At 71.8% G+C, this 17,526-nt stretch carries 16 protein-coding genes and 2 riboswitches; of the genes, 7 read left to right on the top strand and 9 right to left on the bottom strand.

Translation table 11 applies throughout. The features are described from left to right. Nucleotides 1–78: 78 nt before the first annotated feature. The 5 genes from ACYP53_RS16970 to ACYP53_RS16950 form a co-directional block, all read right to left on the bottom strand. Nucleotides 79–1,125: a C40 family peptidase gene (locus tag ACYP53_RS16970; protein ID WP_189915143.1), complete on the bottom strand. Its 1,047-nt coding sequence runs from the start codon at nt 1,123–1,125 to the stop codon at nt 79–81. A 226-nt stretch (nt 1,126–1,351) separates the two neighbouring features. After that, entirely contained in the window at nt 1,352–2,473 is a 1,122-nt protein-coding gene (locus tag ACYP53_RS16965) for a C40 family peptidase (RefSeq protein WP_459647864.1), read from the bottom strand. A gap of 10 nt (nt 2,474–2,483) precedes the next feature. After that, nucleotides 2,484–2,637: riboswitch (cyclic di-AMP (ydaO/yuaA leader) on the bottom strand. A gap of 338 nt (nt 2,638–2,975) precedes the next feature. After that, nucleotides 2,976–4,013: a C40 family peptidase gene (locus tag ACYP53_RS16960; RefSeq protein ID WP_189915147.1), complete on the bottom strand. Its 1,038-nt coding sequence runs from the start codon at nt 4,011–4,013 to the stop codon at nt 2,976–2,978. Between the two features lie 200 nt (nt 4,014–4,213). After that, on the bottom strand, nt 4,214–5,524 hold the full coding sequence (locus tag ACYP53_RS16955) for an NYN domain-containing protein (protein WP_189915430.1): 1,311 nt from the start codon (nt 5,522–5,524) through the stop codon (nt 4,214–4,216). A 340-nt stretch (nt 5,525–5,864) separates the two neighbouring features. Then, nucleotides 5,865–6,128 (bottom strand): hypothetical protein, encoded by a 264-nt coding sequence (locus ACYP53_RS16950; RefSeq protein ID WP_189915149.1) that lies wholly within the window; start codon nt 6,126–6,128, stop codon nt 5,865–5,867. 201 nt (nt 6,129–6,329) lie between these two features. Between ACYP53_RS16950 and ACYP53_RS16945 the strand changes: the two genes are divergently transcribed. Together ACYP53_RS16945 and ACYP53_RS16940 are read left to right on the top strand one after the other, a co-directional pair. Continuing rightward, a complete protein-coding gene (locus tag ACYP53_RS16945) occupies nt 6,330–7,112 on the top strand; it encodes a rhomboid family intramembrane serine protease (RefSeq protein ID WP_189915151.1) in 783 nt (260 codons plus the stop codon). A gap of 41 nt (nt 7,113–7,153) precedes the next feature. Then, nucleotides 7,154–7,435 (top strand): Lrp/AsnC family transcriptional regulator, encoded by a 282-nt coding sequence (locus ACYP53_RS16940; protein ID WP_189915153.1) that lies wholly within the window; start codon nt 7,154–7,156, stop codon nt 7,433–7,435. 33 nt (nt 7,436–7,468) lie between these two features. On the opposite strand, the gene ACYP53_RS16935 is transcribed toward ACYP53_RS16940, so the two are convergent. From ACYP53_RS16935 to ACYP53_RS16925, 3 genes are all read right to left on the bottom strand, one after another. Beyond that, nucleotides 7,469–8,881, bottom strand: a complete 1,413-nt coding sequence (locus tag ACYP53_RS16935; protein ID WP_459647863.1) for an aminotransferase class V-fold PLP-dependent enzyme — start codon at nt 8,879–8,881, stop codon at nt 7,469–7,471. A 50-nt stretch (nt 8,882–8,931) separates the two neighbouring features. Continuing rightward, nucleotides 8,932–9,050, bottom strand: a riboswitch (SAM riboswitch). A 246-nt stretch (nt 9,051–9,296) separates the two neighbouring features. Continuing rightward, on the bottom strand, nt 9,297–10,373 hold the full coding sequence (gene trpD, locus ACYP53_RS16930) for an anthranilate phosphoribosyltransferase (protein ID WP_189915156.1): 1,077 nt from the start codon (nt 10,371–10,373) through the stop codon (nt 9,297–9,299). Between the two features lie 119 nt (nt 10,374–10,492). Continuing rightward, nucleotides 10,493–10,918, bottom strand: coding sequence for a response regulator (locus ACYP53_RS16925; RefSeq protein WP_189915158.1), 426 nt, complete (start codon nt 10,916–10,918; stop codon nt 10,493–10,495). Nucleotides 10,919–11,313: 395 nt separating this feature from the next. Between ACYP53_RS16925 and ctaE the strand changes: the two genes are divergently transcribed. The 5 genes from ctaE to ACYP53_RS16900 all read left to right on the top strand — a co-directional run bounded on the left by ctaE (nt 11,314) and on the right by ACYP53_RS16900 (nt 16,128). Then, nucleotides 11,314–11,934: an aa3-type cytochrome oxidase subunit III gene (gene ctaE / locus ACYP53_RS16920; protein ID WP_097238232.1), complete on the top strand. Its 621-nt coding sequence runs from the start codon at nt 11,314–11,316 to the stop codon at nt 11,932–11,934. A 187-nt stretch (nt 11,935–12,121) separates the two neighbouring features. Then, on the top strand, nt 12,122–12,931 hold the full coding sequence (gene qcrC, locus ACYP53_RS16915) for a cytochrome bc1 complex diheme cytochrome c subunit (protein WP_189915165.1): 810 nt from the start codon (nt 12,122–12,124) through the stop codon (nt 12,929–12,931). An 8-nt stretch (nt 12,932–12,939) separates the two neighbouring features. After that, nucleotides 12,940–13,992 (top strand): cytochrome bc1 complex Rieske iron-sulfur subunit, encoded by a 1,053-nt coding sequence (gene qcrA, locus ACYP53_RS16910; RefSeq protein ID WP_189915167.1) that lies wholly within the window; start codon nt 12,940–12,942, stop codon nt 13,990–13,992. After that, nucleotides 13,989–15,647 carry a cytochrome bc1 complex cytochrome b subunit gene (qcrB, locus tag ACYP53_RS16905; RefSeq protein ID WP_189915169.1) on the top strand — a complete coding sequence of 553 codons (1,659 nt, stop codon included), beginning with the start codon at nt 13,989–13,991 and terminating at the stop codon, nt 15,645–15,647. Before qcrA ends, qcrB begins: the two co-directional genes overlap by 4 nt. A gap of 109 nt (nt 15,648–15,756) precedes the next feature. Next, nucleotides 15,757–16,128, top strand: coding sequence for a GntR family transcriptional regulator (locus ACYP53_RS16900; protein ID WP_189915171.1), 372 nt, complete (start codon nt 15,757–15,759; stop codon nt 16,126–16,128). 32 nt (nt 16,129–16,160) lie between these two features. Here the strand turns inward: ACYP53_RS16900 and ACYP53_RS16895 are convergent, their stop codons facing one another. Then, a complete protein-coding gene (locus ACYP53_RS16895) occupies nt 16,161–17,417 on the bottom strand; it encodes a L,D-transpeptidase (RefSeq protein WP_189915173.1) in 1,257 nt (418 codons plus the stop codon). Nucleotides 17,418–17,526: the final 109 nt, after the last annotated feature.

Here is a 17,526-nt window from a genome sequence, read left to right as displayed (position 1 = left end):
GCAGCGCACCCCGCCGGGACAGCGCGCGGCGGGGCCGGGCTATCGGGTGGGGGTCGCGGGGGTCGGACGGCGGCGAGCTCAGAGCCTGACCACCCCTGAGATCGGCATGGCGTTGACGCTCTCGTAGCGGACCCTGGCGCCCGGGTAGGGGGCGTGCACGATCACGCCGCCGCCGGCGTACATGCCGACGTGGTGCATGTCCCGGTAGAAGATCACCAGGTCTCCCGGTCGCGCGTCGGAGATGTTGATCCGCTGGCCGGCGGACGCCTGGGCCTGCGAGGTGCGCGGCAGGGTCACTCCGGCCTGCCGCCAGCTGTAGTACATCAGACCGGAGCAGTCGAACGCGCGCGGCCCGGTGGCCCCGTAGACGTACGGCGAGCCGACCATCCGCACCGCGGCGGCCAGCGCGGCGGCCCCCCGCTCGGAGGCGGGCGGGGTGGAGCCGAGGTCCAGCCGGTCGGTGCCGCGGGTGGCGCGCTGCTCTGCGTCCCTGGCGTCCTGGGCGACCATCCGGACCCGCTCGGCCGCCCCCAGGCCGTTCAGCAGCTTCTGCGCCTTGGCCAGCCGCTGCTGGATCTGCTGCTTGCTGTCGGCGAGCGAGCGGCGGGCCTCGTCCAGTTCGGCGAGCTTGCCGGTCGCCTCGGTGCGCCGCTGGTCGAGCCGGCGCTGACGGGTGACCAGCTCGTGCAGCGTCTCCCGCTGCCGCTCGGTGGCCTGGCCCAGGGCGCGGGCGCGGGCGAGGTAGCCCTCCGGGTCGGGGGAGAGCATCAGCTGGGCGGTCTGGGTCATCCCGCCGCCGCGGTACTCGGCCCCGGCCACGGTCGCCAGGTCGCCGCGCAACTCGTTGAGCTGGTCCTGGGCGACGGCGATCTCGCCCTGCAGGATCGTGGTCTCGCCCTGGAGCCGCCGCTGGGCCTCCTGCGCCGCGTTGGACTTCTCCGACGCCTGCTCGGCCTCGTCGTAGAGCTGTTCCACCTGCGCCTTGACGTCCTTGCGGTCGGCCGGGTCGGGGCTGCCGGGGGCGGCCTGGGCGCTGCCGCCGGTCGCCACGCCCAGCGCGGTGGTCGCCGCCGCCGTCAGCACCAGCGCGCGGGCGAGCAGTTGGGAACGGCGGTGCACGGGCATGCTGCAGCGGCTCCAATCCGGCGTCGCGGCCCCCGCCGCCGCACCACTGCGGGCGGCCGTGGAGCGGGAGTCCGGTGGCAGACGTTAGCGAGTCCGGGCAAGCGAGTCCAAACCCCTCCGGACCCGAATATTTGACCCGCAATCGGACATCAGCCCGATCCGCCGGAAAAGCCGCAGGCCCGGCCTCCCGTGACGGAAGACCGGGCCCGGAGGCGCGGAGCGGGGATCAGACCCGCACGATGCCGGACAGCGGCATGTTGCTGACGGCCTCGTAGCGGACCGAGGCGCCCGGCTTGGGCGCGTGCAGCACCTGGCCGTTGCCCGCGTAGATGCCGACGTGGTGGGCGTCGGTGTAGAAGATCAGCAGGTCGCCGGGCTGGGCCTGGGACAGGTCGGTGCCGATCCGGGTGCCGGCGTGGGCCTGGTCCTGCGAGGTGCGCGGCAGCGAGACGCCGACCTGGTTGAACGCCCAGACCATCAGGCCGGAGCAGTCGAAGGAGCTCGGGCCGGTGGCGCCCCACACGTACGGGCTGCCGACCTTGGAGGCGGCGGCCGACAGCGCGGCGGCACCGCGCGAGCTGCCGGCGGCGGGCAGCTTGGCGACCGGTGTGGACGAGGGCGCCGCGAGGTCGGTGCGGCTGTTGTCGCGCGAGGCGCGCTCGGCGGCCTGCTGCTGGGCCTTCGCGGCGTCGGCCTGGGCCTTGGCGTCCGCGGCGGCCTTCTCCTCGGCCGCGCGCAGCGCCTGGCGCTCCTGCTCGGTCAGGGTGTTGAGCAGGTCCTGAGCCGCCTTCAGCTTGTTCTGGACCTCGTCCTTGGAGGCCTTCAGCTGCGTGGTGGTGGACTCCAGCTCGGCGAGCTTGCCCTGGGCCTCGGAGCGGTCCTGGTCGAGCTTGCGCTGCTGCTCCTGGAGCTGCTTCAGCTGGTTCTTCTGGGTGTCACCGGCCTGGTTCAGCGCACCGGCCTGGGTGAGGAAGGTGTCCGGGCTGGACGAGAACATCAGCTGGACGGTCGGGGATATGCCGCCGTTGCGGTACTGCTCCCCGGCGATCTCGGCGAGGCCGCCCTGCAGGTCGGTCACCTGGGCCTGCTGGCGGGCCACCTGGTCCTGCAGGCCGGCGACCTGCTTCTCCAGGGCCTGCTGCTTCTCCTGGGCGGCGTTGTACTGCTCGGTCGCCACCTCGGCCTGCTCGTTGAGCTGGTCGACCTGCTCCTTGACCTGGTCCTTGGTCGGCTGCGGGTCGGCGTGGGCGCCGGACTGCGCGGAGAGGGCGACGGCTGCGGCAGCGACACCGGTCAGGATCGAGACACGGGCGCGGCCGGCTGGCTTGGGACGACGATGGGACGCCACGAAGGCGGACTCCTTCTTCCTACGTCCGCCTACCGGGTGAGCTGACGGGTTCGGGCCGGAAGCATGCCCTACGGCGCCTCACGGCCGTCGCAACGGCCGACCTGGCACCGATTCACCCCGGAGGAACGTGGTTCCCCGGCTCCGCTGCGCAGCGCCCCCGACCACTGGGCTCCCCTGTCGGGCAGTCGCTTCGTCCTGCCCCGCTGCCTCGCGAACTCGGCGGTAACCACCGCCGCCACCCTGGCTGGGCGATCGACAGTGCGGTGGTTCGGAGCATGACCCTAGTAACTGAACCGTGATCGGTTCAAATCCTTGTCAGAAAAAAGACGGAAGATTACCCAAGTTCTTTTGTGAAAATGACCGTTGGTGACCGCCGCCGTACGCAAGGCTGATCAGGTCTCACCCATTGAGCGCGAAGCGGTCGAAAACCCGAACGCCACCCCCGTCGGAGGGTGGCGCGGATCACAGGGCCCGGACGGGTCCTCTTCGGCGTGTCGGGCCGTCAGACCCGGCGGATGGTGTTGATCGGCATCGCGTCGGCCTTCATCACCTTCACGACGTCACCGGTGTGCGGCGCGTGGACCACCATGCCGTTGCCGATGTACATCCCGACGTGGTGCATGTCGCCGCCGTAGATCACCAGGTCGCCGGGCTGGGCCTGGTCCATCGAGGGCACCCGGGTCCCGTAGTGGCCCTGCTCCTGGGAGGTGCGCGGCAGCGAGACGCCCGCCTGGCCGTACGCCCAGACCATCAGGCCCGAGCAGTCGAAGGTGCTCGGACCGGTGGCGCCCCACACGTACGGCGAGCCCTGCTTGCTCATCGCCTTGGCGAGGGCCACCGCCGCGTAGCCGCTGGCCGGCGGCAGGTTGCTCAGGTCGACCCGCTCGCTGCCGCGGGAGGCGCGCTCGTCCTGCGCCTGCTGGGCCTTCAGGGCGTTGCGCTCGGCGGCGCTGAGCGAGTTCAGCAGGTCCTGGGCGGCCTTCAGCTTGGTGTTGACGTCCGACTTGGCCTGGTTCAGGTCCTTGGTGGTGGTGTCGAGCGAGGCCAGCACGGCGGCCGCCTCGGTCTTCTCCTGGTCCAGCCGGCGCTGCTGGTCCAGCAGCGACTTGAGCGCCTCGGCCTGGGTGGTGCTGGCCTGCTGGACGGTGGAGGCCTTGTCCAGGTAGCCCGACGGGTCGGAGGAGAGCATCAGCTGGACGGACGGGTCGATGCCGTTGGTGCGGTACTGCTCGCCCGCCACCTCGGCCAGGCCGACCTGGAGCTGGGTCATCTGCTCCTGACCCCGGGCCACCTGGTCCTGCAGCTGGTCGGCCTGCTTGCGCAGCTGGTCGGCCCGCTCCTTGGCGCCGTTGTACTTCTCCGCCGCCTGCTCCTGCTCCTCCTGGAGCTGGTCGATCTGCGCCTTGACGTCCGTCTTGTTCGGCTGCGGCGCGGCGTGCGCGGCGACCTGGGCGGAGAGGGCGACCGCGGTCGCAGCGGCAGCGGTGAGCACGGAGACCCGGGCGCGGCTCGCCTGCTTCGGACGGCGGTGGGAGGCCAAGGGAGCAGCTCCTTCTTCCATCGGACTCACCTGATCTGATGAGATTCCGGAAAATAGGTTTGACGCCAGACCCTAGTGAAGATCTATCCGTTTTGCTACTCCCCCGTAGGCGTGAACTCCGTTTCCCACACTGACTTCACGGGACCCGCACACCATCGCGGAAACGACGCTGACCAGGCCGCATTCCGCCCGGTCCGCACTCAGGGCCGCGACAGCCGGTTCAGCAGCAGCACCGAGGCCACCGGGCGCGCGCCCGCCTTCCGCACGCCCTCCGCGACCTCCCGGTCGGCCGAGACCACGACCACCGGACGGCCCTGCGGCTCGGCCCGCACCAGACGGCGGATCAGCTCGTCCGCCGTCTCCCCGGTCCGGCTGAACCGCACCCGGACCCCGCGCGGCGGCGCCATGATCACCGGGACGTCCAGGTCCTGCCCGTCGAACACACAGGTGACCTCCGCCTGCGTGCGCTGGGCCAGCATCGCCAGCCCGCCCAGCAGCCGGATCCGCTGCTGCTCCAGCGGCAGCGTCGGATAGCCGGTCTTGGTCACGTTGTAGCCGTCCACCACCAGGTGCACCTGCGGGATCGCCAGCAGCTGGTCCAGCAGCGCCGGGTCGTCCTCGGCCAGCCCGCGCCGCGCCACGTCGTGCGGCGAGGCCGCCCCCGGCACCACCGCCTCCACCAGGTCCGCCGGGCGGATCTGGGAGACCGGCAGCGCCAGCTCCCGCTGCAGCCCCTGGGCCGACTGCAGCACGGTGTCCAGCAGCAGCCGCAGCCGCATGTCCTCGACGCTGCGCCCCTCGCGGGCCGACCGCTTGCCCTGCTCGGCCGCGTTCTCCAGCTCGGAGACCCGGTGCCTGAGCCGCCGCGCCTCGGTCTCGGCCGCGCCGCGCTCGGCCGCGCCCTGGGCCTTCACGGCCTCCAGCTCCCCGACCACCCGGCGCGTCTCGGCCTGCGCCCGGCGGGTGTCGCTCTCCAGCGACCGCACCTTCTTGCGCAGCGACTCGGCCTCCCGCCGGACGCCCTCGAACTCCGCGCGCTGCCGCTCCAGGTCCGCCCGCGCGGCGGAGCGCACCTCGGCCAGCTCGGCCTGCAGCTTCTCCACCAGCCGGGCCGCCTCCGCGACCGCGTCCTCGGCCCCGGCCCGCTCGGCCTCCTCGCCGGCCTCGGCGACCAGCCGGCTCCAGCCCGCCGAGCGCACCAGGTAGGCCGCGGCCGCGACGTCCATCGGATCGGCGGCGCCCGGGACACTGCCCGACTCCAGCGCCCGCACCAGGTCCGGCTGCCCCAGCCGCAGCCGCTCCGCTATCCGCACCCGGAACGCCGGCTCCGCCTCCAGCGCGGCCGCCAGCGCGGTGGCCGCGTACTTGGCCCGCCGCGCGGGGGTGAACTTCACGTACTGACGCAGGCTCTGCGGGAGCTCGCCCGGCGGCAGTCCGCCCAGCGCGTCCGAGGCCAGCCCGACCACCCGCCGGCGCACCCCCTCGGGCAGCGGCCGGTCCAGCTTCTCCACGACCCGCTCCGGCTCGGAGCCGGCGGCGTGCTCGACGTCCCCGGAGGCCGGGACCTCCGCTGCACCCTCGACACTCCCGGCGCCCTCGGACCCGACGGCTCCGGACGCGGCGCTCCCCGCCGGGCCCGTCCCGGCCTCCGGCGCCTGCGCAGCGGGCCGAAGCCCCTGCGCTTCGCCGGGCTCCTTCGCTGCGTCCACCACGTCCTCGGCTCCGATCCTGTTCTCCGGCGGGGTACGGCCGCGACCGCCCCCTGTCGTCACGCTCCGTACGTCTTGTTCTCTGTCATTGTCCCGTGCGGCGGACGGGCGCGCCGCGCACCGCCCGCCGAAGCTGCGGGGGTCAGCCCTGCTCGGCCGGGGCCTCCACGCCCTCGGCGCCCGGACGGGCCACCAGTTCGACCTGGTCCACGGCGTTGCACCAGCGGCAGCGCACCGACTCGACGGTCTCGCTCAGCACCTCGGTCTCCTCGACCTTGGAGTCGCCGGCCAGGTCGAAGTGCAGGAACTCGGTCACCCGCGCGGTGCGGGTCACGTCGAACCGGGTGAGGTTTCCGCACAGGGTGCAGCGCCAGCGCGTCTCGGCGGTCAGAGCGGGGACGGTCATCGGGGGTCCTCTCGGGTGGTCCCTTCGTGGGCTAGGCGCTCCCCCCGGAGCCCCGGCATCGGCGGCGGGAGGCGGGATTGCCCGCCCCAAGCCTATTGCCTGGGGCAACCACCACGACCACCGGTCAGCGGAATAGCGGGGCTAGTCCACCTGCCGTAAACCGCCGTGTCACCTGCGGCGCCCGGAGGGATGCTTGGCCGCATGGCGCTCGCGGCCCCCGACCACACCGCCGAGCGGGGCGGCCGGCCGGACGCGCCCGCCCCGGCGGTCACCTACGCCCTGATCGCGGTCAACACCCTGGTCTTCCTGCTCGGCCCGGCCGCCGGCCTCAATCCGCTGTACGGCACCGGCCAGGCCCGGGTCTGCGCGGAGCAGCGGTACGAACAGCGCTGGGGCGCCGTCCCGGCCGAACTGCTGAGCGGACGGACGCTGACCGCCGAACAGCTGGCCGAGGCCCCCGACCCCGTCCCCGGCTGCCCGGCCGCCCCGACCCCGGGCAAGCACCCGGCGCTGTCCGCCCTCACCGGCCTCTTCCTGCACGCCGGCTGGCTGCACCTGCTGGGCAACCTGCTCTTCCTCCACGTCTTCGGCCCCACCGTCGAACGCCGGCTGGGCCGGGCCCGGTACGCCGTCTTCTACCTGGCCGCCGGCAGTCTGGCCGCGTACGGCTTCGCGCTCGCCGAGGCGCACTCGCCGGACTCGACCCGGGTGCTCATCGGGGCCTCCGGCGCGATCTCCGGCGTCCTGGGCGCCTATCTGCGCTTCCACCCCCGGGCCCGGGTGACGACCCTCGTCCCGCTGCTGCTCTTCCTGCCGCTGCGCTTCCCGGCCTGGCTGGTGCTGGGCCTCTGGTTCGCGCTGCAGTGGTGGTCGGTGCACTCGGCGGGCCCGGGGGTGGCCTACCTGGTCCACGTGATCGGCTTCTCGGCCGGCTTCCTCTACGCCTGCACCGTGGTCCGCCACCCCCCGCGACGACCCGGCTGACGCCCGATACGCTGGCGGCACCTCACAAAGGAGCCCGAACAGTGATCACCGCCATCGTCCTGATCAAGACCAGTGTCGACCGCATCCCGGAGATCGCCGAGGCCATCGCTTCCATCGAGGGGGTCAGCGAGGTGTACTCGGTGACCGGCGGCTACGACCTGGTGGCGATGGTCCGGGTGCGCCGTCACGACGACCTGGCCGAGGTCATCCCCGGCCGGCTCAACAAGGTCCCGGGCGTGGCGCACACCGAGACCCAGATCGCCTTCCGCACCTACTCCCAGCACGACCTGGAAGCCGCCTTCGCCCTCGGCCTGGACGAGTAGTGACGACCGGCACCGACCGGCGGGGAGCCCGGCTCAGCCCTCCCGGCGCGTGTCGGCCACACAACGGCCGCCCTCGTTGCGGTAGTTCCACGCCGCGCCGTCCGTGACCAGCTCGCGGACGGCGGTCAGGAAGCGGTCGACGTGCTCGTCCGGAGTCCCGGCCCCGAAGCTCACCCGGATCGCGTTCAGGCTGCGCTCGCCCGGCAGCGACGGCTCCGGCGCGCCGCACTCGGACGGGGCCACGTCCTCGTCCCCGAGCAGGGTCCGCACCAGCGGGTGGGCGCAGAACAGGCCGTCGCGCACCCCGATGCCGTACTCGGCGGACAGCGCGGCCGAGAAGTGCGAGCTGTTCCAGCCCCGGACGACGAAGGACAGCACGCCGACCCGCGCCGAGCCCTCCCCGAACAGGTTGAGCACCTTGACCTGCGGGATCTCCGCCAGCCCCGCGGTCAGCCGGTCGACCAGCTGCCGTTCCCGGGCCTCCAGCGCGTCGAAGCCCGCCTCGCCCAGCGCCCGGCAGGCGGAGGCGATCGCGTAGGCGCCGATGACGTTCGGCGAACCGGCCTCGTGCCGGGCCGGTCCGGTGTGCCACTGCACGGCCACCGAGCCGTCCGTCTCCCGGGCCACCGTGCGGGTCGCCCCGCCGCCGGCCAGGTACGGTTCCGCCTCGTCCAGCCAGTCCGCCCGGCCGGCCAGCACCCCGGCGCCGAACGGCGCGTAGATCTTGTGGCCGGAGAAGGCGATCCAGTCGACGTCCAGTTCGCGCACCGAGACCCGGTGGTGCGGGGCCAGCTGGGCGGCGTCCAGGACCACCCGGGCGCCGTGCCGGTGCGCGGTCGCGGTCAGCTCGGCCACCGGCCAGAGCTCGCCGGTCACGTTGGAGGCGCCGGTGACGCACAGCAGCTTCGGGCCCTCGGGCGCCCCGGCGAGCGCCGCGTCCAGGGCGGCCACCGCCTCGGCCCGCGAACGCGGCGCGCGCAGGTAGGTGACGGCCAGTCCGGCGTGCGCCCAGGGCAGCAGCGAGGCGTGGTGCTCGGTCTCGAAGGCGAACACCCGGGTGCCGGCCGGGACGGCGGAGGCCAGCAGGTTGAGCGAGTCGGTGGTGGCCCGGGTGAAGACCACCTGGTCGCCCTCGCGCAGGTCGAGGAACTCGCCGACGGTGCGGCGGCTCTGCTCGAACAGGTCGGTGGAGAGCTGCGAGAGGTACCCGGCACCGCGGTGCACGCTGCCGTAGTACGGGGCGTAGGCGGCGACGTCGTCCCACACCCGCTGCAGCGCGGGCGAACTGGCCGCGTAGTCGAGCGCCGCGTAGCCGACCTTCTCACCGTTGACGAGCGGGACCTGGACGTCGGCACCGAGGACGGCGAGCGGGGTGCCCGGGAGGGGTCGCGCGGAGCGCGCCGAAAGAAGGGTGGCGGCGGGAGACGGGTGGGCGGAAGTCGACATGAGGATGCACTCCTTCGAGGTCTGGGACCCCGGGAGTGTCAGTCGTCGGGCGTCCGCGCTTGTCGCACGGACGGCATGCCGTGACGACCCGGTCCTCACCCAGGGCACCCCGCCACGGACGGAGGGTTGCCGGACAGCGAGCTGGGGCTTTGCGCTGTCACTCATGACCTGCCGAAGACTCTAGGTCGCGTCCGCCGGGTGGTCAAACAGGCATCCACCATCCGGACGGCGCCTTCGCCCGCTCGCCTCCGGGGCGCTCCGACCCGGCGCCGACGCTCGTCGCTCCGGCGCTCGTCCCTCGCTTGTCGCTCCTCAACTTTCGGCACCGGCGCGCCCCTTCGGCTCGGGGCGGCCCCTTCGGCTCAGAGCACGGAAGCCCGCACCGGCGTACCGGTACGGGCTCCCGACTGCCGTCTCAGCCGCGGGTGGTGGCGTCCGACCAGCGGCGCAACAGCTCCTGCGCGGCGCCCGAGTCGATGGCCTCCGCGGCCCGCACCATGCCCGCCGCGAGCTGCTCCGCCAGCGGTGCCTCGCCCAGGTCGAGCGCGACCAGCGCCGCCGCCGTGTTCAGCAGGACGGCGTCCCGCACCGGCCCGCGCTCCCCCGCCAGCAGACGGCGCGCGACCTCGGCGTTGTACGCCGGGTCCCCGCCGCGCAGCGCCTCGATGCCGACCAGCTCGATGCCGACGTCCCGCGGGTCGAAGGAGGTCTCGGTGACCACCCCGTCGCGCACCACCCACACCCGCGAGGTGGTGGCGGTGGTCAGCTCGTCCAGTCCGTCGTCGCCGCGGAAGACCAGCGCGGTCGAGCCGCGCCGGGCGAGGACGCCGGCGATCAGCCCGGCGAGCCGGGTGTCGAAGCAGCCGACGGCGTGGGAGGTGACCTTGGCCGGGTTGGTCAGCGGGCCGAGGAGGTTGAACGCGGTCGGCACCCCGAGGTCACGCCGGGCGGTGGCCGCGTGCCGCATCGAGGGGTGGAACTTCGCCGCGAAGCAGAAGGTGAGCCCGACCTCCTCGGCCACCTCGGCGACCCGCCGGGCGGACAGGTCCAGTGCGATGCCGAGCTTCTCCAGCACGTCGGAGGACCCGCTGGACGAGGAGGCGGCCCGGTTGCCGTGCTTGACCACCTTGGCGCCGGCCGCCGCGGCGACGATCGCCGACATCGTGGAGATGTTGACGGTCTTCGCCCGGTCCCCGCCGGTGCCGACGATGTCCACCGCCGGGCCGGGGATGTGCAGCGGCTCGGCGTGCGCGTACATCGCGTCCACCAGACCGGTGACCTCGTCGACCGTCTCGCCCTTGGCCCGCAGCGCGATCATGAACCCGGCCACCTGCGCGGGGGACGCCTCGCCGCTCATGATCCGGTCCATCGCCCACGCGGTGGACGAGCGGTCGAGGTCCTCCCCCTTCAACAGCGCCGTCAGGAGGTCCGGCCAGGAGCGGACCACCTGCGCGGGGTCGCTACCGCCGTTCGCAGGGTTCACGTTCACCATGGCTGACTCCAGCTGTTGTCGGTTCCCCCGCTCCCGGGGGACGTCCGTACGGATGGAGCCAGCCTATCGAGCGGCGGGTGCCTACGGCCCCGTCTTCTCTCCTACTGAAATAACGCAGGTCAACGAGTGGCCGGCGCCCGCTTCGCCAGCCGGGCCCGGAGCAGGGTGGCGACCGCCTCGGCCAGCGCCACCGGGTCCACCGGGTGGGAGATCGCGGCATCGGCCCTGCTCCAGGCGGCGAGCCAGGAGTCCTGCGGCCGGCCGATCAGCACCAGCACCGGCGGGCAGCCGTAGATCTCGTCCTTCAGCTGACGCCCGAGCCCCAGCCCGCCGGCCGGGACGGCCTCGCCGTCCAGCACGCAGAGGTCCACGCCGCCCTTCTCCAGCGCCTTGAGCACCGCGGGGGTGGTCGCGCACTCCAGGTAGGACAGCTCCGGAAGATCCTCGGCGGGCCGACGGCCGAGCGCCGTCAGCACCTGCTCGCGGGTGTTGCGGTCGTCGCTGTAGACGAGGACGGTGAGCGTCTCATCGGTCGTGTACGCCATGGACCCTGCTCCCTCAAGTGTGATCCGGACCACGTTCGCCTGATCCGGATGCTACTCCCGATCACCCGCCGCCGAGTCCCCCTCGCGCACGTTGCCGCTCAAGCCGCCGCGCCCGGGGCTCACCCGGCTGGCGGAGGGGCCGTCACCCGGAACCGCCCGTTCCCCCGTACGGCCCACCCCGGCTCCCCGCCCTTACCTCCTGCGGCTACGCCGACCGTGCAACGACGCGCCGGGCAACGGGGTCGTGGACCCCTCAGAGGAACCGTCAGAAAAGGGACACGCCGCTGCTCAACCCCCGTCCGGGCACCCCGCCACCCCTCAAGCGGGCATACCGCACGCACCGGACACTCCGAGGGACACCCCCCGGCGTGAAGACGGAATAAGGGACCGACATAATGTCCGTCGTGGCGACAGCAACAGCAGTAGAAACCGGGCACGCGCACGGATCGGTCAACCGGCCGAACATGGTCAGCGTCGGAACGATCGTCTGGCTCAGTTCCGAGTTGATGTTCTTCGCGGCCCTCTTCGCGATGTACTTCACGCTCCGCTCCGTCAAGGGAGCCGAGTTCTGGACCGAGAAGGCCCACGCGCTCAACGTGCCGTTCTCCTCGGTCAACACCACGATCCTGGTGCTCTCCTCGCTGACCTGCCAGCTCGGTGTGTTCGCTGCCGAGCGCGGTGACGTGAAGAAGCTCCGGGCGTGGTTCATCCTCACGTTCGCAATGGGCGCGATCTTCATCGGCGGCCAGGTGTACGAGTACACCGCGCTGGTCAAGGAGGACGGCCTGTCCCTGTCCTCCGACCCGTACGGCACGGTGTTCTACCTGACCACCGGCTTCCACGGCCTGCACGTGACGGGTGGTCTGATCGCCTTCCTGCTGGTCCTGGGACGGACGTACGCAGCCAAGCGCTTCACGCACGAGCAGGCCACCGCCGCGATCGTCGTGTCGTACTACTGGCACTTCGTCGACGTCGTGTGGATCGGCCTGTTCGCGACCATCTACCTGATCAAGTAACCAGCTGATCAGGTCGCTGGCCACCGGCTGCGGCCCCCGCCCTCACCGGCGACGGGCCGCTTCTGCCGGTGCCGACGCTCCCACCGACCGACCGCGCGCGCAGCCCTAGACAGGCAGCCTCGTGCCGGCCAGACCGGCCGCCGGGTGCACCCACCAGTCGACCAGATCCTGACACCGGGGTTATTCCGTGAAAAAGCTCTCCGCACGACGGCGCCACCCATTGGCGGCGCTGGTCGTCCTACTTCTCGCCCTGGCGGCAACCGGGGGGCTGTACGCCGCGTTCGCGCCCGCCGACAAGGCGCAGGCCGACGTCGCCGCGCAGTCGCTCGCGATCGATGAGGGCAAGAAGCTCTTCGCCGTCGGTTGCTCCTCCTGCCACGGCCTGAACGGCCAGGGCAGCAGTGACGGTCCGAGCCTGGTCGGCGTCGGCTCCGCCTCCGTCGACTTCCAGGTCGGCACCGGCCGCATGCCGGCCCAGCAGCCCGGCGCCCAGGTGCCGCGCAAGAAGAACATCTACACGCAGGCGGAGATCGACCAGCTCGCCGCCTTCGTCGCCTCTCTCGGCCCCGGCCCGGTGACCCCGAAGGAGGAGCAGTACACCTCGACCAACCCCGAGGACATCTCCAAGGGTGGCGAGCTGTTCCGCACCAACTGCGCCCAGTGCCACAACTTCGCCGGCCAGGGCGGTGCCCTGACCAAGGGCAAGTACGCCCCGTCGCTGGAGGGCGTGGACGCCAAGCACATCTACGAGGCCATGCAGACCGGCCCGCAGAACATGCCGTCGTTCCCGGACACCACCATGCCCGAGGAGCAGAAGAAGCAGATCGTGGCCTTCGTCCGCCACACCACCTCCGATGAGCCCAACCCCGGTGGTCTCACGCTCGGCAGCCTCGGTCCGGTGACCGAGGGCCTGTTCGGCTGGATCTTCGGGCTCGGCACGCTCATCGCGGTCGCGATCTGGGTCGCCGCCCACACCACCAAGGCCAAGAAGTCATGAGCCACGACATGTCAGAAGAGAAGCTCCCGGAGTCGCACGGCTCCGCCGGCGAGGTGGCCGAGCACGGCAACCCGTTCGCCGACCCGGGCCTGCCGGCCCACGAGCCCCGTCGCACCGACATCGACGAGAAGGCCGCCTCGCGCGCCGAGCGCCAGGTCTCGCTGATGTTCGTGATCTCGATGCTCGCCACCGTGGGCTTCATCGCCTCGTACGTGGCCATCGACCCGGACAAGATCGTCTACATCTTCCCGCTGGGCAAGGTCAGCGCGCTGAACTTCGCGCTGGGCCTGACCCTGGGCGTCGCCCTCTTCATGATCGGCGCGGGCGCGGTCCACTGGGCCCGCACCCTGATGTCGGACGTCGAGCTGCCGGCCGAGCGTCACCCGATCGAGGCCTCCGACGAGGTCCGCGCGGACGTCATCGAGCAGTTCAAGACCGGTGCCGCGGAGTCCGGCTTCGGTCGCCGCAAGATGATCCGCAACACCCTCATCGGTTCGATGGCCCTGGTCCCGCTGTCCGGCGTGGTCCTGCTCCGCGACCTCGGCCCGCTCCCGGAGAAGAAGCTCCAGGAGACCGGCTGGAAGGAGGCGACGGAGACCAAGCCGCTGCAGCTCGTCAACATGAACACCATGCAGCCGATGAAGCCCGAGGACGTCATCATCGGGTCGCTGACCTTCGCCATGCCGGAGGGCCTGTCGACCCACGACGAGGACTTCCAGCAGCGCATCGCCAAGGACGCCCTGATGCTGGTCCGCATCGCGCCGGACGACATCAAGGACGACAAGTCCAAGGAGCTGGGCTTCGAGGGCATCCTCGCCTACTCCAAGATCTGCACCCACGTCGGCTGCCCGATCAGCCTGTACGAGCAGCAGACCCACCACGCGCTCTGCCCCTGCCACCAGTCGACCTTCGACCTGGCGGACGGCGCGCGCGTCATCTTCGGCCCGGCCGGCCACCCGCTGCCGCAGCTGAAGATCACCACTGACGAAAAGGGCAACCTGGTCGCCACCGGCGACTTCGCCGAGCCCGTCGGCCCGAGCTTCTGGGAGCGTGCTCGATGAGTAGCGCGAGCAGCACCACGACCGGTGCCGCCAAGCCCTCCAGCACGCGCGACAAGCCCGCCAACAAGTGGGAAGCCGCCGCTGACTGGACGGACGGCCGGCTGGGGATCTACTCCCTGGCCAAGGCCAACCTCCGCAAGATCTTCCCGGACCACTGGTCCTTCATGCTGGGCGAGATCTGCCTCTACTCGTTCGTGATCATCATCCTGACCGGCGTCTACCTGACGCTGTTCTTCAAGCCCTCCATGGGCGAGGTGATCTACAACGGGTCGTACGTCCCGCTCAAGGGCATCGGCATGTCCGAGGCCTACGCGTCGACGCTCGACATCAGCTTCGAGGTCCGCGGCGGCCTGCTGATCCGTCAGATCCACCACTGGGCCGCGCTGGTCTTCGTGGCCGCGATGCTCGTGCACATGATGCGCGTGTTCTTCACCGGCGCGTTCCGCAAGCCCCGCGAGATCAACTGGGTCTTCGGCTTCCTGCTGCTGGTCCTGGGCATGTTCGACGGCTTCTTCGGCTACTCGCTGCCGGACGACCTGCTGTCGGGTACCGGTATCCGCTTCATGGAAGGCGCGATCCTCGCCGTCCCGCTGGTCGGCACCTACCTGCAGATGTTCCTGTACGGCGGCGAGTTCCCCGGCCACGACATCATCCCGCGGTTCTTCACCATCCACGTGCTGCTGATCCCGGGCATCATGCTCGGCCTGCTGGTGGCGCACCTGATCCTGGTCTTCTACCACAAGCACACCCAGTGGGCGGGCCCGGGCAAGACCGAGAAGAACGTCGTCGGCATGCCGCTGATGCCGGTCTACATGGCCAAGGCCGGTGGCTTCTTCTTCCTGGTCTTCGGTCTGATCTCCGCCATCTCGGCGATCGCCTCGATCAACCCGATCTGGGCGTACGGCCCGTACCGTCCGGACCAGGTGTCCACGGACGCCCAGCCCGACTGGTACATGGGCTTCTCCGAGGGCCTGATCCGTGTCATGCCGGGCTGGGAGATCAGCCTGTGGGGCCACACCCTGAACCTGGGTGTCTTCGTCCCGCTGATGATCTTCCCGCTGGTCCTGGTCGCGATCGCGGTCTACCCCTTCATCGAGGGCTGGATCACCGGCGACAAGCGCGAGCACCACATCCTGGACCGCCCGCGCAACGCCCCGGTCCGCACCGCCCTGGGTGCCGCCTGGATCAGCCTCTACCTGGTCCTGCTGGTCGGTGGTGGCAACGACCTGTTCGCCACCCACCTGCACCTGTCGATCAACTCGATCACCTACTTCGTCCGCGTCGGCTTCTTCGCGGTGCCGGTCATCGTCTTCATCATCACCAAGCGCTGGTGCCTCGGCCTCCAGCGCCGTGACAAGGAGAAGGTGCTGCACGGCCGCGAGACGGGCGTCATCAAGCGCCTGCCGCACGGCGAGTTCGTCGAGGTCCACGCGCAGCTGCCGCAGAAGGACCTGTTCAAGCTCACCGCGCACGAGCAGACCCAGCCGGTCGAGCTGCCGGCCCAGACGGACGAGAACGGCGTGGCCCGCAAGGCCGGCGCCCTCACCCGCACCCGGGCCAAGCTGTCCCGCGGCTTCTACGGCGAGGGCAGCCAAATCCCCAAGCCCACCGCCGAGGAGCACCACGAGATCACCAGCGGCCACGGCCACCACTGATCCCGTACCCGCGTCACCCCGAGGGCCGCTGACCAGAGTTCATCTGGTCGGCGGCCCTCGGCCTTTCCCGCATCCGCCAGCCCGTACCCGCCGCGCCCCTGGAGCCCCCGTGCAGCTCTCCGTCGACCCCGCGTCCGCCACTCCCCCGTACGAGCAGATCCGCGCCCAGATCGCCGAGCGGGCCCGCACCGGGGAGCTGCCGACCGGGCTGAAGCTGCCCACCGTCCGGGCGCTGGCCGAGGAGCTGGGGCTGGCCGCCGGCACCGTCGCCCGGGCGTACCGGGAGCTGGAGGCCGACGGCGTGGTGGAGACCCACGGCCGGCGCGGCACCCTGATCGCCGCCGCCGGGGACACCGCGCACCGGCTGGCCGCCGCGGCCGCCGCCGAGTACGCCGAGCGCGCCGAGCGCCTCGGGCTCTCCCACGCGGACGCCCTGGCAGCGGTCGTCACCGCCCTGGGGCTGGCCTACCCCGAAGGCTGACGACGAGGGGCCTGAGGGGGGTCTGCGGGGGCTCAGACCTCCGGGCGGATCATCCCGGCGGCCGGGGCCTGGGCGGCCGGTGCGGTGGTGCTGAGGGGCTGTCCGGCGGCGCTGTGCTTGACCCAGTCCGTCCAGGTGACGTTCCAGTCCCCGAAGCCGTTGCCGAACGGCTCCATCGTGGCGCCGTGGCTGTTCACCACCGTCACCAGGTCCCCCACCCGGGTGTTGTCGTAGAACCACTTGGCGTTCTCGGTGCTCATGCCGGTACAGCCGTGGCTGACGTTCTCGTAGCCCTGCGAGCCGACCGACCAGGGCGCCGCGTGGACGTACTCCCCGCTCCAGGTCACCCGGGTGGCCCACAGCACGTCGAGGTCATAGGCCTCCGTGCTGCCGGCGGCTATGCCGATGGTCTCGCCGTTCATCCGGACGGACTTCTCCTGGCCGAGCACCACCTTGACGCCGTTGCGGGTGTCGAAGCCGGGCTTGCCGGTGGTGACCGGGATCGTCCGGACGACCTCGCCGTCGCGCTTGAGGGTGAGTTCGTGGGTGGCCGCGTCGACCACCGACTCGACCCGCTCGCCTATCCGGATCCGCAGCGAGCTGCGGTCGCCGCCGTAGAGGCCGTCGGCGATCCGGCTGCCGGTGCCGTCGAAGGCCAGCGCGACGGTCGTCCCGGCCGGCCAGTACTCCTCCGGGCGGAAGTGCAGGTTCTTGTCGTCCACCCAGTACCAGGCGCCGGTGACGGCGGGCTGGGAGGTCACGGTCAGGGCCTGCTCGACCTCCTGACGGGCCTGCGGGTCCTTCACCGCCTCGGAGAGCTGCACGGTGAGCGGCTGGCCCACCCCGTAGACCCCGCTGCCGGAGGAGTCCGGGCCGAGCTTGGCGGTGAGCAGGCGCTGGGCGGCGAGGGTGGAGAAGTTCTGGGTGGTGTCGCCCCGGCCGCCCTTGCCGTCGTCGGCGGAGACCCGGACGGAGTACGCGGTGCCGGCCTTCAGCCGGCCGGTGGTCTGCCAGCTGCGCTGGTCGTCGGCGAGCCGGCCCGCGACCACCCGGCCGTCCGGGCCCACCACGGTGACGTCGGTGAGCCGGCTGCCCTCGACGGCCGTCACGGTGACCGGCTGGGAGGGATCGGTCCTGCCGTCCGCCGAGAGGTGGACCAGCGGGGCCGCGTCGATCCGGTGCGGCCCGGCCGACTCCTCCCCGCCGGACGAGCAGGCGGCCAGCGGGGCCAGCACTGCGAGGGCCAGCGAGATGCCGCCGATACCCGCGATTCCGCGCCTGTCGGCCATGACCGCCTCCGGGGTTCGCACGATTGATCAGATCGTAGGAACGCCTGGTGCCGAAGCGACATCCGAGCGACCCCCCGTTCACCCGGCCGAGTGAGGCGTCACCCCGCGG

The organism is Kitasatospora sp. Ki12 (assembly GCF_054601375.1).
This window is presented reverse-complemented; position numbering and strand designations above follow the sequence as displayed.